The organism is Burkholderia sp. MSHR3999, from assembly GCF_000833595.1.
Classification (GTDB): domain Bacteria; phylum Pseudomonadota; class Gammaproteobacteria; order Burkholderiales; family Burkholderiaceae; genus Burkholderia; species Burkholderia ubonensis.
The window spans coordinates 1,660,802-1,676,351 of record NZ_JRFO01000007.1 but is presented as its reverse complement, the minus strand read 5'-3'; the positions used below and the strand labels follow the sequence as shown (position 1 = coordinate 1,676,351).

At 64.2% G+C, this 15,550-nt stretch carries 10 protein-coding genes and 1 pseudogene; 5 read left to right on the top strand and 6 right to left on the bottom strand.

Going from position 1 to position 15,550, the window contains the following annotated elements; all coding sequences use genetic code 11:
• The first annotated feature begins 13 nt into the window (after positions 1–13).
• A complete protein-coding gene (locus KY49_RS30830; protein WP_042588100.1) occupies positions 14–1,321 on the top strand; it encodes an Nramp family divalent metal transporter in 1,308 nt (435 codons plus the stop codon).
• A gap of 42 nt (positions 1,322–1,363) precedes the next feature.
• Here the strand turns inward: KY49_RS30830 and KY49_RS30825 are convergent, their stop codons facing one another.
• The 5 genes from KY49_RS30825 to KY49_RS30805 all read right to left on the bottom strand — a co-directional run bounded on the left by KY49_RS30825 (position 1,364) and on the right by KY49_RS30805 (position 7,352).
• The gene (locus KY49_RS30825) at positions 1,364–2,962 is read right to left on the bottom strand and encodes an ABC transporter substrate-binding protein (RefSeq protein ID WP_042588099.1); all 1,599 of its coding nucleotides are present in this window, start codon (positions 2,960–2,962) and stop codon (positions 1,364–1,366) included.
• Positions 2,963–3,069: 107 nt separating this feature from the next.
• Positions 3,070–3,414: a hypothetical protein gene (locus tag KY49_RS30820; protein WP_042588098.1), complete on the bottom strand. Its 345-nt coding sequence runs from the start codon at positions 3,412–3,414 to the stop codon at positions 3,070–3,072.
• A gap of 235 nt (positions 3,415–3,649) precedes the next feature.
• Positions 3,650–3,979 (bottom strand): hypothetical protein, encoded by a 330-nt coding sequence (locus tag KY49_RS30815; protein ID WP_042588097.1) that lies wholly within the window; start codon positions 3,977–3,979, stop codon positions 3,650–3,652.
• Positions 3,980–4,096: 117 nt separating this feature from the next.
• Complete coding sequence (locus tag KY49_RS30810; protein WP_042588096.1) at positions 4,097–5,014, bottom strand: bestrophin family protein; 918 nt, start codon at positions 5,012–5,014, stop codon at positions 4,097–4,099.
• 13 nt (positions 5,015–5,027) lie between these two features.
• Positions 5,028–7,352 carry an FdhF/YdeP family oxidoreductase gene (locus KY49_RS30805; protein ID WP_042588095.1) on the bottom strand — a complete coding sequence of 775 codons (2,325 nt, stop codon included), beginning with the start codon at positions 7,350–7,352 and terminating at the stop codon, positions 5,028–5,030.
• 158 nt (positions 7,353–7,510) lie between these two features.
• On the opposite strand from KY49_RS30805, the gene KY49_RS30800 reads away from it, so the two are divergent.
• The gene (locus tag KY49_RS30800) at positions 7,511–8,932 is read left to right on the top strand and encodes an aminotransferase-like domain-containing protein (protein WP_042588094.1); all 1,422 of its coding nucleotides are present in this window, start codon (positions 7,511–7,513) and stop codon (positions 8,930–8,932) included.
• 38 nt (positions 8,933–8,970) lie between these two features.
• Here the strand turns inward: KY49_RS30800 and KY49_RS30795 are convergent.
• Positions 8,971–9,726: pseudogene (locus tag KY49_RS30795) on the bottom strand (mechanosensitive ion channel family protein); the annotation flags it as partial.
• 301 nt (positions 9,727–10,027) lie between these two features.
• Between KY49_RS30795 and KY49_RS30790 the strand changes: the two are divergent.
• From KY49_RS30790 to KY49_RS36550, 3 genes are read left to right on the top strand one after another with little or no spacing between them, the layout of a single operon-like run.
• Complete coding sequence (locus tag KY49_RS30790) at positions 10,028–12,691, top strand: DDE-type integrase/transposase/recombinase (RefSeq protein ID WP_082062478.1); 2,664 nt, start codon at positions 10,028–10,030, stop codon at positions 12,689–12,691.
• Positions 12,657–13,817, top strand: coding sequence for an AAA family ATPase (locus tag KY49_RS30785; RefSeq protein WP_042588092.1), 1,161 nt, complete (start codon positions 12,657–12,659; stop codon positions 13,815–13,817). The genes KY49_RS30790 and KY49_RS30785 overlap by 35 nt, the downstream gene beginning before the upstream one ends.
• Position 13,818: 1 nt before the next feature.
• The gene (locus tag KY49_RS36550; RefSeq protein WP_082062477.1) at positions 13,819–15,186 is read left to right on the top strand and encodes a TniQ family protein; all 1,368 of its coding nucleotides are present in this window, start codon (positions 13,819–13,821) and stop codon (positions 15,184–15,186) included.
• The last annotated feature ends 364 nt before the right edge of the window (positions 15,187–15,550 follow it).

The following is a 15,550-nucleotide window of genomic DNA, read 5'->3' as shown; positions in this document are numbered from 1 at the left end:
ACCGAACCCGACCATGCTTCCCATTTCGAGCAAACCCGCCGGCAGCCTCGCGCTGCCGGGCCTGTCCACCGAACGGACCGAGCACGCGGCGCGCGCCGCCCTGGAAGGGCGCCGCACCGGCGCCGCCGCGCTGCTGCCGTTCGTCGGTCCCGCCGTGATCGCGTCGATCGGCTACATGGACCCCGGCAACTTCGCGACCAACATCCAGGCGGGCGCCGCGTACGGCTACCGGCTGCTGTGGGTCGTGCTGGCCGCGAACGCGATCGCGATGCTGTTCCAGGCGATGTCGGCGAAGCTCGGCATCGTGACCGGGCGCAATCTCGCCGAGCTGTGCCGCGAGCACTTTCCGGCGCCGGTCGTATGGGGGATGTGGATCGCGTCGGAAGTTGCCGCGATGGCGACCGATCTTGCCGAATTCCTCGGCGGCGCGCTCGCGTTCGGGCTGCTGTGCCATCTGTCGCTGCTCGCGGGGATGGTCGCGACCGGGTTCGCGACTTGCGCGATCCTCGCGCTGGAGAAGCGCGGGTTCCGGCCGCTGGAAGCCGCGATCGCAACGCTCGTCGGCGTGATCGGCGCCTGCTATCTGGGCGAGCTGTTGATCGCGCCGCAGGACTGGCCGGCGGCGGCGTTCCATCTCGTCGTGCCGCAGCTTCCGGATCACGCGGCGCTGACGATCGCGGTCGGCATCATCGGCGCGACGATCATGCCGCACACGCTGTACCTGCATTCCGGGCTGACGCAGGGCCGCACCGCGCCGCGCAACGACGCCGAGCGCCGCCGGCTCGTGCGCTTCTCGAATCGCGAGGTGGTCGCAGCGCTCGGCCTGGCGGGCGTCGTGAACCTCGCGATGGTGATGATGGCGGCGTCGGCGTTCCACCGGAGCGCGCCGGGCATGACCGACATCGGCGACGCGTATCACACGCTGGTTCCGGTGCTCGGGCCGGCGGCGGGCGCGCTGTTCCTCGTCGCGCTGCTGACGTCGGGCGTGTCGAGCTCGGTCGTCGGGACGATGGCGGGGCAGGTCGTGATGCAGGGCTTCATCCGGCGTCGGATGCCGGTGTGGGCGCGGCGCGCGGTGACGGTCGCGCCGGCGTTCGCCGTGGTCGCGCTGGGGTGCGACGTCACGCACGCGATGGTGCTGAGCCAGGTCGTGCTGAGCTTCGTGCTGCCGATGCCGATGATCGCGCTGCTGATGCTGTCCGCGCGCGGCGACGTGATGGGCGCGCACGCGATGAGTGCGCCGCTGCGGGTGACGGCGGGCGCGGCGACGGTCGTGATCGTCGCGCTGAACGCGTATCTGGTGTGGGCGGCGTTCAACTGAACGCGCCGCGCGCCGGCGACGACGGCGCGCGGGCGAGGGTCGTTACTTCTTCAGCGTCCGGTACGACACGAGATCGTTGATCGGCCCGATTTCCGGGCCGGTGACGCCCGGCCGCGTCGCGACCTGCACGACCTTCTCGAACATGACGATGAACGGCGAGCGCGCGAGCACCGCCTTCTGCAGCGCCTCGTAGCGCTGCGCGCGCTTCGCGGGCGACGGTTCGGCCAGCGCGGCCTCGGTGTCCTTCGTCAGTTGCGGGATGTCCCAGCTGTTGCGCCACGCGAGCAGCTTGGTCGTCGACTGGTCCGAATTGTCGGGATTCCACGCGAAGCCGCGCGCGTTGCTGTTCGGGTCCATGTAGTCCGGCGACCATTCGCCGATGAAGATGTCGTGCTGGCGCGCGCGATACTTGCCGATCGCCTGCTTCGCGTCGCCCGGGATCAGCTTCACCTGGATGCCGGCCAGTGCGAAGTTCGCCTGCAGCGCCTGCGCGATTTCGAGGAACGGGTAGTCGTTCGGCATGTCCATCGACACCGTGAAGCCGTTCGGCAGCCCGGCCTTCGCGAGCAGCGCCTTCGCCTTCGCGACGTCCTGCTTGTACGGGCGCGCGTTCGACGCGCCGAGAAAGCCTTCCGGCAGGAACGTCTGGTGAATCTTGTAGCTGGCGCTGACGATGTTGCGCTGGATGCCGTCGTAGTCGACGAGCCACTTCATCGCTTCCTGCACCTCGGGCTTCGCGAGGTTCGGGTTCTTCGTGTTCAGGCTCAGGTACATCAGCGCGGACACCGGCCACGCGGCGACCTTGATCTTGCCGGCCTTCGACAGCGCGGCGAGGCTGTCGGGGCTCAGGTTGCGCGCCGCGTCGGCGTCGCCGTTCTCGAGCAGCAGGCGCTGCGCGGATGCCTCGGGCACATGGCGCAGCACGACGCGCTGCATCGGATACGGCGTGCGGTACGCGTCGAAGCGCTGCAGCACGATGCTCTCGTTCGGCGTCCACTTGACGAGCTTGTACGGGCCGGAGCCGGCGTCGTTGGTGCGCAGCCAGCCGCTGCCGAGATCGTTGCCCTGCTGGTGCGACAGCAGCAGTTTCCGGTCGAACACCGAAGCCGGGCACGCGCTCAGCACGTTGAGCACGAAGCTCGGCGCGTACTTGCGGTCGGTTTCGAGCACGACGGTCTGCGGATCGAGTGCGCGAACCTTCTGCGCGACGTTCGCCTTCGTGAGGCCGAGATCGCCGAGCACGCCGGCCGGGCCCTTGTCGAGCAGCACGGTGCGCTGCAGCGACCACGCGACGTCGTCGGCGGTCAGCGGATTGCCGGAATGGAAGGTGAGGCCGGGGCGCAGCTTGAACGTGTAGGTGACGCCGTCCGCGCCGACGCTCCACGATTGCGCGATCTGCCCGTCGAAGCGCGTCGGGTCCTTCAGGTCGACGCGCACGAGCCGTTCGTAGGTATTCGCCGCATATTCGGACGGCACGAGCTCGTAGATCACGCTCGGGTCGAGCGTCGTGAACTCGGCCAGCTGCGTCGCGACGACGAAGATGCCGGGCGGCGTCGCCGCGTGGGCCGGCGCCATCGGCGCGAGCGCAGTGAATGCGGTGAGCGTGGCGCTGACGAACAGCCTGGACAGCAGATGCTTCATGCGGGCTCCATCGGAAAGAGATCGTGGTGCGATTCTCTCATCGACGGACGCCCGGGTAAAAATATTCGGCGCGCGCGGATCGGGCGATCGCGCGCGGGTGCGGTGGATCAGATCGCGCAGCGCGCGATCGCGAAGCGCATCGCTTCCTCGGGCGGCTCGCTCGCGGTGCCGCGCACGACCTTGATGACCGAGCCGGAGCCGGACGGCGTGAGCGTGACGAAGTACGAGCGCGAGCCGACCGTGATGTCGGTCACGCCGCCGTGGTGCGAGCGCTGCACGTCCGACAGCCGGCTGTCGAGGCAGTTGGCGATCGCGTCGGCGGGGCGCTGCGACGACACGTAGATCATCGCCCCGGCGCCGGAATCGGCCGAGCCGGACGAATCGGACGTCGGCGCGGAACCGCAGGCGGCGAGCACGGCAACGGCGGGGAGGAGCAGCAGGAATTGTTTCATGGCGGGTCGTCGGGTCTCTCGTGTCGAGGCTGGAACGCGGGGCAGGCGAAACGCGAAGCTTCGCAACGAAACCGCTCGGCATCGCGCGGTGCGTCGCGGCGGATGCGGGAGGCGGTTGACGGCGAAGTATACCCGCAGGGCGTGACGCGCATGACGCGCTGAAACGATTCGAAACAACAAGCGCCCGCGGCCGCAACGCGGCAGCGGGCGTCCGAAGTTCACCGAGGCCGGGCGCTCATTGGCCGATCTTGTTGCTGACCGCGTTTTCCTGCTGGTTCAGCACGCGCTGTTCCGGCTTGGTGAGGTGACCGCCGTTCTGGGCCGCCATGTCCCGCTCTTCCTGGCGGATCTTGTGGTCGTCGCGGTGCAGGCGCGCGGCCTGCGCGTGCGACATCTCGCCTTCCTTGACTTCGTGGTGGATGCGGCGGTTCTGGTTCGCGAGGCGCTGATTTACCTCTTCGCGGCGCGGGTGCGCTTTCTGCCACGGCGTGTCGGCGAACGCGCTGCCGGTCAGCACCGACATCAGGGTGGCGGCGATCGCGAGGTGGCGGGTGAGGGCTCGCATGGTGTGTTCTCCTGTCGTTGCGCGGAGGAATTTCCGGCGCTTGACCCAAGAACGGGCCGTGCGCCCGGCGTGTTGACGGGTGGTTTGTATCGTTTGTGAGGGTTTATTACGCGCGCGTCAGGGGAGCCGATAGTACTTGCCCGGCGTCACTTCGTCCGGCAGCGGTTCGCCGTTCAGCTCCAGCAGCGTGCGCTCGATCTGCCGCGTGATCGCATCGAGCGCGAGATGGTTCGGGCCGGCGCCGAACGGCTCGGCGATCGCATGGGCGATCGCGTCGAGCGCAATCAGCGTGTACGCGACGAACACCGTGACGAACGGCGTGGCGGCGCCGATCGAATCGACGAGGCCGAACGGCAGCAGCATGCAATACGCGTAGATGGTCCGGTGCAGCAGCACGTCGTACGAGAACGGGATCGGCGTCGACGCGATGCGCTCGCAGCCGCTCACCATCGCGACCAGCTCGTCGAGCCGCGCGTCGAGCATCCACAGGCGGGTGTCCGCGAGGCGGCCGGCGTCGGCGCGCGCGGCGAGCGTCGTGCGCAGCCGATGCAGGATCGCGACCGGGCGGAACTTCAGCGGCTCGACCTGCGCGCAGGTCGCGTCGTCGAGGCGCGCGCGCAGGTCGGCTGCGGGGTCGGTGCCGCGCAGCTGATGCTTGAGCGCGTACACGAACGCGATCAGCGCGAGCATGAACGCGCGGCGTTCGCCGTCGGTGTCGAACACGCGGTAGGCGAGCGTCTGCGACGCGAGCGTGCGCGCGGCGGTCAGCACGCCGCCCCACAGATGGCGCGCCTCGCGATAGCGGTCGTAGCTCGCGTTGTTGCGGAACGCGGCGAAGATCGCCAGCGTGAGGCCGATCAGCGTGAACGGCGTCGGGTTCAGCGGCACCTTCTCGCCCATCACGCGCCCGCCGGTCCACAGCGCGACGATGCTGATCGCCAGCGTCAGCGCGAGCTGCGGCAGGATCGTCTGCAGCACCGAGCCGTTCCAGACGAACAGCATCCGCAGCCAGTGCTCGCGGGGACGGACGATCATCGCGCGTTCTCCTTCAGGCGGCCTGCACGGCCGGCGCGGCGGCGCGGTGCAGCAGCACCGGCAGCGATTTCGACGTCGGCGTGTTGCAGACGTCGCCGACGCTGTCGAGCGGCACGAGCGGGTTCGTCTCCGGATAATACGCGCCGATGCAGCCGCGCGGAATATCGTAGGCGACGAGCAGGAAGCCGTCGGCGCGCCGCTCGATGCCGTCGTGCCACACCGTCTCCATGTCGACCCATTCGCCGGCCTTCATGCCGAGCATCGCGAGATCGTCCGGGTTGACGAACACGACGCGGCGCTGGCCGAACACGCCGCGATAGCGGTCGTCGAGCCCGTACACGGTGGTGTTGTACTGGTCGTGGGAGCGGGTCGTCATCAGCGTCATCAGGCGCGCGCCGTGCAGCGCGCGGGCGCGCTGGATCGGCGTGTCGGACGGCAGCGCGTGCGCGATGAAGTTCGCCTTGGCCGTCGGCGTCAGCCATTCGCGGTCGCGCGACGCGACACGCAAATGGAAGCCGCCGGGCTTCGCGATGCGCGCGTTGTAGTCGTAGAAGTCGTCGAGGGTCGCCTCGATCGCATCGCGCACCTTCGCGTAGTCGTCCTTGTAGGCGAGCCAGTCGATCTTGCCGCTGCCGAACAGCGCATGGCCGATGTGCGCGACGATCGCCGTCTCCGACATCAGGTGCGGCGACGCCGGCTTGTTCATCCCGTACGACACGTGCACCATGCTCATCGAATCCTCGACGGTCACGCCTTGCGGCACGTTGTCCTGCAGGTCGATCTCGGTGCGGCCGAGCGTCGGCAGGATCAGCGCGTCGCGGCCGTGGATCAGGTGGCTGCGGTTCAGCTTCGTCGTGATGTGCACGGTCAGGTCGCAGCGGCGCAGCCCTTCCCACGTGCGCGGCGTGTCGGGCGTCGCCATCGCGAAGTTGCCGCCGAGGCCGATGAACACCTTCAGGCGGCCTTCGAGCATCGCCTCGATCGTCTCGACGACGTCGTAGCCGTGCTCGCGCGGCGGCTCGAAATCGAACACCTCGCCGAGCCGGTCGAGGAACGCCTGCGACGGCTTTTCCTCGATGCCGACCGTGCGGTTGCCCTGCACGTTCGAATGGCCGCGCACCGGGCACAGGCCCGCGCCGGGGCGCCCGATGTTGCCGCGCATCAGCATCAGGTTCGTCAGCATCTGCACGGTCGCGACCGAATGCTTGTGCTGCGTGAGGCCCATCCCCCACGTCGCGATCACGCGTTCGCTGCGCGCGTAAAGCTGCGCGAGGCCGTCGATCTGCTCGTACGGCACGCCGCTCTCGGCGGTGAGCGCCGACCAGCTTTCCGCGCGCAGGTCGGCGGCGAACGCGTCGAAGCCGGCCGTGTGCTCCGCGATGAACGCGGTGTCGAGCACGCGCGCCGCGCCGTTCTTGCGCGCTGCGTCGTCGAGTTCGAGCACGCGCTTCGCGATGCCCTTGATCAGCGCGAAATCGCCGCCGATCGTCGGCTGGATGAACGTCGACGCGATGTTGGTGCCCGACATCGTGAGCATCTCGAGCGGGCTTTGCGGGTCCGCGAAGCGCTCCAGGCCGCGCTCCTTCAGCGGGTTGATCGACACGATCGTCGCGCCGCGCTTCGCGCATTCGCGCAGCTCGCCCATCATCCGCGGATGGTTCGTCGCCGGGTTCTGGCCGAAGATCAGCAGCGTGTCGGCCAGCTCGAAGTCGTCGAGCGTGACCGTGCCCTTGCCGACGCCGACCGACGGCGGCAGCCCCCGGCTCGTCGCCTCGTGGCACATGTTCGAGCAGTCGGGGAAGTTGTTCGTGCCGTAGCGGCGCACCAGCAGCTGATACAGGAACGCCGCCTCGTTGCTCGCGCGGCCGGACGTGTAGAACGCGGCCTGGTTCGGGTCGGGCAGCGCGCGCAGATGACGGGCGATCAGCTCGAACGCGTCGTCCCACGCGACCGGCACGTAGCGGTCGGTGCGCGCGTCGTAGATCATCGGCTCGGTGAGCCGCCCGTGCTGTTCGAGCTCGTAGTCGGTCTGCTCGAGCAGTTCGGTGACCGTGTGCGCGGCGAAGAACGCCCGCGTCACGCGCTTGCCGGTCGCCTCGGCCGCGACGGCCTTCACGCCGTTCTCGCAGAACTCGAAGGTCGACGCATGCTTGCGGTCCGGCCACGCGCAGCCGGGGCAGTCGAAGCCGTCCGGCTGGTTCTGGCGGAACAGCGTGCGGTAGTTGCCGCCGGAGACCTTTTCCTTGATCAGGTTGATCGTGACGGCCTTCAGCGCACCCCAGCCGGCGGCGGGATGGGTGTACGGCTCGATGCGTGCGTTGGCGGGCTTCTTTTTCATGATGCGGATGTCGGGGGGGAAGCGATGGACGCAGGTTACGCGCGGCCCGCCGCCCACTGCGTGTACACCTGTTCATTCCAAAAAAGAGTACAGTCGCGTCAATCTGACGCATTGCGGCACAGAACTGTACGCCTGAAGGCAATTTGAAAGAAATTCACGTGAAGCGCTACGACAAACTGGCCGACGATCTCGAGGCGCAGATCGACAACGGCGTCTACCGGCCGGGCGAGCGGATTCCGTCGGTGCGCCAGGCGAGCCGCCAGCACCGGCTCAGCATCACGACCGTGCTGCGCGCGTACCTGGTGCTCGAAAGCCGCGGGCTGATCGAGAGCCGGCCGCAGTCCGGCTATTTCGTGAAGGCGCGCATCGCGCAGGCGGCCGTCGCGGAGCTGCATGCGTCCACGCCGACGGCCGCGCCGTCGTCGGTGGACGTGAGCCGGCTCGTGCTGTCGACGCTGCGCTCGATCTCGCGCGACGACGCGGTGCCGCTCGGCTCGCCGTATCCGGACGCGGCGCAGTTTCCGGTGCAGCGGCTCGCGCGGCACGCGCAGACGATCGCGCGCCGGCGCACGCGCTGGGGCGTGATCGACGACCTGCCGCCCGGCAACCAGGAGCTGATCCGGCAGATCGCGCGGCGCTACCTGGAGAGCGGGATCACGGTGGAGCGCGACGAGATCGTCGTGACGATCGGCGCGACGGAAGCGATCAACCTGTGCCTGCAGGCGGTCGCGAAGCCGGGCGATACGATCGCGGTGGAGTCGCCGACGTTCTACGCGATGCTGCACGCGATCGAGCGGATGGGCATGCGCGCGATCGAGGTGGCGACGCATCCGGGCGACGGGATCGATATCGACGCGCTGGCTGGGATTCTTGAACGCGAGCCGATCGCCGCGTGCATGGTGATGCCGAATTTCCAGAATCCGCTCGGCTTCCTGATGCCGGATGCGCGCAAGCGCGCGCTCGTCGAGCTGCTCGCGAAGCACCAGGTGCCGGTGATCGAGAACGACGTCTATCAGGAGCTGTACTACGGCGACGCGCGGCCGAGCGCGCTGAAATCGTTCGACCGGGACGGGCTCGTGCTGCACTGCGCGTCGTTCTCGAAGAGCCTGTCGCCCGGCTACCGGATCGGCTGGGCGATGCCGGGCCGGTATCGCGATCAGGTCGAGAAGCTGAAATTCCTGAACACGCTCGCGACGCCGGTGACCGAACAACTGGCGATCGCCGAATACCTGAAGCACGACGGATACGACTTCCACCTGAGGCGGATCCGCAAGCAGTATGCGCAGCAGGCGAACCTGATGAGCGCGATGGTGCGGCGCTTCTTTCCGGAGGGCACGCGCCTGTCGCAGCCGCAGGGCGGCTACGTGCTGTGGGTCGAGCTGCCGCCGCAGGTCGACGCGATGCGCCTGTACCAGCTGGCGCTCGCGCAGCGGATCACCGTCGGGCCCGGGCACATGTTCTCGACCAGCGGCGACTACCGGCACTTCATCCGCCTGAACTACAGCTATCCGTGGTCGGCGCAGATCGAGCAGGCGCTGAAGGTGCTCGGGCGGCTGGCCGGGGAGTGCGCGAAAGCGTGAGCGTGCGCCGGCCGGGTCCGGCCGGCGCGGCGCGGGCGTCAGGCGGCCGGCGTGGCGTCCCGCTCCATCTGCGCGGCGGGCGCGCGCGGCGAGGCCGCCGCCATCTGCCGCATGTCGAACCCCGACGGATGCTGGTACACGCGCAGCCCGAACTCCGGCAGCACCGCGATCAGGTGATCGAACAGGTCCGACTGGATCGACTCGTAATCGACCCACGTCGTCGTGTCGGTGAAGCAGTACAGCTCGAGCGGAATGCCTTCGGCGGTCAGCGGCAGCTGCCGCGCCATGCAGGTCATGTCGCGGCGGATGCGCGGATGCCGCGCGAGATAGTTCGCCACATACGCGCGGAACGTGCCGAGGTTCGTCAGTTGGCGGCGGTTCGCCGCGCATGCGCCGTCCGCGCCGAGCGCGCCGTTCCATTGCGCGAGCGTGTCGGCCTTTTCCCCGAGATAGTCCTTCAGCAGCGTCAGGCGTTCGAGCCGCGCGATCTCGCCGGCGTCGAGGAAGCGCACGCTCGTCGCGTCGATGAACAGCGCGCGCTTGACGCGGCGCCCGCCGGCCTCGGTCATCCCGCGCCAGTTCTGGTAGCTCTCGTTGATCAGCTTCCAGGTCGGCACCGTGATGATCGTGTGATCGAAGTTCGCGACCTTGACGGTGTTGAGCGTGATGTCGATCACCGTGCCGTCCGCGCCGGCGGACGGCATCGTGATCCAGTCGCCGATCCGCAGCATGTCGTTCGACGACAGCTGCACGCCCGCGACGAGGCCGAGCAGCGTGTCCTTGAAGATCAGTGTAGAGGAACTCATAAAACTTCCATTTGGAAGCGAATTGGTTCACTGGAATTTACATAAATTGCAATTTGTTGCAAATATACGAAGGAATTCTCCAGCCCTCTTGCCGGCGTCGACTACTGTGGATGTCGATGCCGACCGCGATGCTCGACCGTGCCATGCTGGTGTGCACGTCATCCGGCGTTGGGAGGTCGGCGAGTTGGCCTGTCCGAAGGCTGCGTCATTCAAGTGATTGCTGAGACGTCGGAAGCGACGAAGAGCGGGCCAGCGCAGCGCGCGCAGTGATTGCGAAAAGGGAGCGATCATGTTGCGCTTCGATCCTGATATGTTGTACGCGCTGTTCGATCGCTTGGAAACCCCACCTTCGACGCGTCAGCGCATTCTTGAGGCATTTCGCCAGCCGGCGCGCTGGACGGTGCCGAAGCCGCACGCGGCGCCGAGCCGTCTACCCTGTCCCAAAATGGGTATGTATGTGAATGTGGCCAATGCCCTCGAGCGACGAGCCGCGCTCAGTTACATGTTTGATGATCAGGTGGTCGGTTACCTCGACGGGGCGATTTCTCTCAATATTGCATATCCAAGTCGGAACGGGCAAACCATTCACTACAACCATGTGCCCGCGTTCCTTGTGATGACGGCCGATCAGCTTTATCTGGATGACTGGCTGCCATTCGCCCGCACTGAAAAATCAGACCAGCAAAGCGGCGGCCGTTTTGTGGTGGCGGGCAATCAAACGCGGTCGCCGCAGGTTGAGGCGGCGGCGATCGCTCTGGGTCTGACGTACCGCCTTCGAACGGACCGGGAACTGTCTGACCGGGTGAGCCGTAATCAGGATTTTCTCCGCACTTATTTGCTCGATAGCGGGTCCGTCGAGCGGGGATTCGACCGGGAACTCGCTGAATTTTTTCAGTTGAACGGATACGCAACGCTCGGCGAGTTGTTCGATGCTCTTCCTCATCGCGCGAAGGACGATTTCTATTTGGCCCTCGCAGAGCGGCGCATTCTCTCGGACTGGTCCAGTGCATTCGTGAAGGATTGCAATCGCTTCATGGTCTTCAGGGACGCGGTAGCGCTCGATCTGTACCAGCATTCATTCGCGCAACCCGCGAATGATGGCTTGCCACCTTGGCATCGAGAACTGCTGGCTGTTGGTGCAAAGCTCACGCTGGCAGGTACGCACTACACCGTTGCCGCGTCCGGGAATCTCGAGGTGTTGCTGCAGTCGGAAGAGGATCGAGAGCCATTGATACTGCGGCAGTCGTTTGTCGAGCAGGCTTACGCGTCCGGAACCCTCGTGCTCATTGACCGCGTTGACGATCCCCCGGGGTTGACCGTGGACTCGCCGTGGCGATGTGCAAGCACGCGAGCCGTACAGCATGCACAGAAGATGCGAGATCTGCTGGCTGCCTGGGAGGCCGGAGATCGGAGCGCGGCCGTTCGCGAGTACTCGGATCGAACATACCGGGAGTACGCGCGAAAGAAGCGCGAGGCCACGGCCTGCGGATCCGACGTCCTGGCAGCTTTCCTGCCGCGGTGGCAAGCGCGCGGAAATCGCCTCATCAAGGTGAAACCGGAAGTCGACGAGTTGATGACCAAGGCGATTGAGGAAAAATACGAGACGCTGACCGGCAAGTCCAAATGGTTCGTGTACGGCGAGCTGTGCGACGAGTTGGCGGAGATCGGTGAAACCGTTTCGAAGCAAACGTTCTTGAAGCGCATCAAACGGGAGAATGGGGCAAGGATGGAGCGGAAACGACGGGGGAGAAAGGCCGCCTATCAGGTGACACCGTTGCATTGGACAATGAATCGGGAGACACCCGTCCATGGCGACTATCCGATGCAATTTGTCCACATCGACCATACGCCGCTGGAGATCGAAGTAGTCTCGATGGAGAGCGGCGAAACGTTGGGGCGACCGTACCTAACGTTGCTGATTTGCGCGTATAGCCGCCGAATCCTGGGATTCTATCTTTCGCTGCTTAGCCCGCGCTACTTGAGTTGCATGGCGGCCGTCCTGGATATGATCCGTCGTTTCGGACGTGTGCCCGCGACTTTGATCTTCGATGGCGGTGCGGAGTTCGGCTCCAGAGATTTCTTCAATCTATTGAATTTTCTGCGGATCGAAGCCAAGAGCCGTCCCGCTTCTGCCTGCCGGTACGGCGCGGTGATCGAACGTTACTTCGGTGTGACTCAAACGATGCTCCTCCACAATTTGCCGGGCAACACCAAGATGCGCCGTTGCGTCCGTGAATTGACGGCAGAAACCAATCCAGCGCGGCTGGCAAGATTGACGTTGCCTGACCTGTATGAGGGGCTCGAACGTTTCTTCTTCGATATTTACGATACGCGGCGTCATGGGACGCTGCGGGCGTCGCCTCGCTCTTTCTACGAGACCGGGATGTTGAGTTCCGGGGAGCGGCTCAATCGTCTCAAACGCTATGCGGACTGCATACCCCATGCCTTTCCGACCGCGCACGGAACAACACGGATCCTGGACGCGCAACGAGGGTTGAGATTGAACTATGACTGGTATCGCAATCCAAGGCTGGAGTCGGCTCGCTATCATCAGCGACCAGTCGAGGTAAAAATGCATTTGCTGCGACCGGAAATCGCGTACGCCCGTGTCGACGGGGAATGGATCCCGATGTACTCGACGCGTTGGCGGCTGGACGAACAGACGACCGATTTCGTAAGTCAAGCACGGGCTGAAGAGCGGCTCGTTTTGTGTCGCAGAACCCATGCATCCCATCAACAGGCCATCGTCAAGACGACACGACTGGCCAAACAGATGATTGAATCGGAGAGACATCGATTGCCGATCGTGACGTTGCCACCAACCGTTCCGCCATTGGAGGTCGATCGTATGGACGAGTCGGAGTCGCGAGGGGTGTCGATGGAATCGGTGTTCGAGAAACTGGCAGCAGGAGGCGTTCATGGGCGCAGATATCCGGTCGACGACACGCACTGACGTTTTGTATCCGCGTGAACTGGAGGAGGCGGCTGCTCCCGTGAAACTGGCGTTCTTCCGGAATTCCATCGTGGCGCATCCGTTGTTCGACGCGAAGCTCGCCGAACTCCGGTCAATGATTGACAGCGGCTTGCGCGGAACGATGCTGGTTCTGGTCGGGCCAGCGGGCGTCGGCAAGAGCGCGTTGGGCGAAGTCTTGTGTCAAATGATCAACCGGGAGTATTTTGATGCGTTTCCGGACGATTCACATCGCATTCCCGCAGCATGGGTGGAGGCATGGGCAGCGGAGCGAGATCGTTTTGACTGGTTGGATTTCTATGAATCCATCCTCGGTGCACTGCAAATTCCCCTAATTGGCGAAAGCGTGCCCGAGGTCAAGCGCATGGTCGCGGGACGTGAGGTGGTCGTCCCTGTCTTTGACCGGCATCCGCGGCCGTCACTTCGCATACTTCGACAACGTCTGCGACGTGCAATGGTGATGCGGTCACCGGCGCTGATTTTCGTTGACGAAGCATCAAATATTTTGCTGTCCAGTCAGCATGAGCATGTGAAGCGGCACGCCAACACGTTGCGCTCCATCGTCAACCGGGTCGATACGCGCCTTTTGCTGACTGGCGCATATGAGCTTTACGAACTCGTGACGCAGAGCGGACAACTCGCGCGACGCGGTGAAGTGATTCATTTCAGGCCCTATCAGCGTGACGAAGCGGAACAGTTCATGCACGGCCTGATCGCGCTCCAGAATTGCATCCCATTTAATGAGGGTTGTTCATTGGGGCGCTTCGCCGAGATGTTATTTGATCAGTCGCTGGGGTGCATCGGCCACTTGAAGCGCATCCTCGTCAAAGCGATGTCGATTGCGATGGCGGAGGGAAAGCGGATTGATCATCCGGTGCTGCTTCATAGTTGCTATCCGCCCTCGACGCTCGAACGCCTCCGGCAGGAAATCTATTCAGGTTACCGGCGCGTCGAGGGTGCGCCCCATCCCGAAGACCGCGGGCACACGGAGCCGGCGCCGGTTGCAAGCGAAGCTGCCATCGACGATAGCCCAGAGGCTAGCAAAACCGTTACGCATCGCAACCGGATTGGAAGGACCAGGCCAAGCCGGGGCTGGTTCTGCAACTAATATGCTGACATACGACGCGACCTATCGACTGCCTGCGCGGGCGCAATTTGATACGTTTCCGCAGGCAATCGATTCGGCTGCGCGTCAAAAGTTGTCGGACTACGTGGCACACATGGCAGCCGACGCCCAGGTATCAGTGAGCGCGCTGGTCAACGCATTCGTTGATTGGCCGGCCACGCCGACCTGGAAAAAACGCCCATTTGCTTCCGGGCAGCGATTGGGCTATGTCAATGGCGGGGGCAGGACCGCAAATGCCTGGATCCTTTACCTTGAGCCGCTTGTCGCGCGGCGAGATCTGGAGCAATTGACGCTGTTGCCCATCAAGCGTGCCGTTGGAAATATCACAGGCTGGCTCGCCGACTCGCGCCGCTGGTGCCCCAAGTGTTTGCACGAAGATCTCGAGCAGGGGACGCGGATATACGAGCGGCTCATTTGGTCAATTGGTCTCGTGAAGGCGTGTCCGGTACATCATCTGGAGTTAACCGACACCTGTCCTCATTGTGGATTCAAGCATCGCCATGAACTCGACCGGCATCGTGTTTCGGGATTTTGCTCACGATGTCGTGCGTGGCTGGGCGCGTGTACGGATACGTGTGAAGCCTCCCAAGTCTCTCAATATGACAAGTGGATTTCCGAGAATTTTTCAGCGGTGCTGGCACTTCAGGCGGACGGCTTGAGCGAACTATCGCCGTCGAATTGGCCAACCATGATTGAGGCGGGGATTGATGTGATCACGCATGGGAAAGCATTAACGTTCGGCAAGTTATGTGCAACCCAAAACGGGAACATATCGGATTGGCGGCACCGCAAATGCTTTCCCTCAATCAGAGCGCTGCTGCGCATTTCCTGGGTGTTTGGTATCCCGCTCGTTGATCTGATGCGAGGCCGGCAAGATGCCTGGGCCCGTGCGATGCTTCGAACGCTTCCAGCCGAGATCGTGTCGAAGGTGTCCCGGACTTCACACGTCAACACGGATTGGACGCGCATTGAGAAAGCGTTATCGAGCTATGCGTCGGGGGAAAGGCCCTGTGGCAGTATGCGCGAGGTAGCGCGAAAGCTCGAAGTTGACCGTAGTTCGCTCCATAGACGATTTCCTGACCTTGTGCGCCAAATTGCTCGACTTGGCCGACAGGAACGCTTGGAAGCCGCAGTCGCGCGCGAGATTGCGCGACGCGAGCGAATTTCGACGTGTGCCTTACGCGTGGTGCAAACCTTGCTCGAGCAGCATACATACCCGAGTTGGCGACGCATCGAGGCCGCCTTGCGAGACCAGTACCGGCTGATAATCACGCATCGCGACAACGTGTTGGTGCGCAGTGCGCAAATCCAGGGTGGAGTGGTACCTAAAAGAGCAGGGCGTAGTCGCTGAGTGGAGGCGCCGATCCGCGAGCTGAAATCGGAAACGGCACCTCAATTGCGAAGCAAAGCTATTCGCAGAATGTCCCGGGCAATTGGCTGCTTCCCACTCGGCAATTCGTTGACGATCCAGTTTCAACCAGTGTTGGTAGCTGGAAATTGGTGAGCATCGTCATCACATGATCAGATAAATTAATATCGATTAGGATGCTGAATCATTTGACAGACGGTGTGCGACCCGCGCGATCGATTCATCGAAGAAATATGCATCTGTATTGCCAAAATTGTACGACACGCCCATGTAATCCTATACAGAAATGACAGTGGCCGGGCACGCGAGCGAACTGTTCAAGCACCTGAGCAATCGAGTATCGGAT

Excerpts from the sequence above, each read along its gene's own strand:
- KY49_RS30830 (WP_042588100.1), top strand. The coding sequence starts at position 14 with ATGCTTCCCATTTCGAGCAAACCCGCCGGCAGCCTCGCGCTGCCGGGC.
- KY49_RS30825 (WP_042588099.1), bottom strand. The coding sequence starts at position 2,962 with ATGAAGCATCTGCTGTCCAGGCTGTTCGTCAGCGCCACGCTCACCGCA.
- KY49_RS30820 (WP_042588098.1), bottom strand. The coding sequence starts at position 3,414 with ATGAAACAATTCCTGCTGCTCCTCCCCGCCGTTGCCGTGCTCGCCGCC.
- KY49_RS30815 (WP_042588097.1), bottom strand. The coding sequence starts at position 3,979 with ATGCGAGCCCTCACCCGCCACCTCGCGATCGCCGCCACCCTGATGTCG.
- KY49_RS30810 (WP_042588096.1), bottom strand. The coding sequence starts at position 5,014 with ATGATCGTCCGTCCCCGCGAGCACTGGCTGCGGATGCTGTTCGTCTGG.
- KY49_RS30805 (WP_042588095.1), bottom strand. The coding sequence starts at position 7,352 with ATGAAAAAGAAGCCCGCCAACGCACGCATCGAGCCGTACACCCATCCC.
- KY49_RS30790 (WP_082062478.1), top strand. The coding sequence starts at position 10,028 with ATGTTGCGCTTCGATCCTGATATGTTGTACGCGCTGTTCGATCGCTTG.
- KY49_RS30785 (WP_042588092.1), top strand. The coding sequence starts at position 12,657 with ATGGGCGCAGATATCCGGTCGACGACACGCACTGACGTTTTGTATCCG.
- KY49_RS36550 (WP_082062477.1), top strand. The coding sequence starts at position 13,819 with ATGCTGACATACGACGCGACCTATCGACTGCCTGCGCGGGCGCAATTT.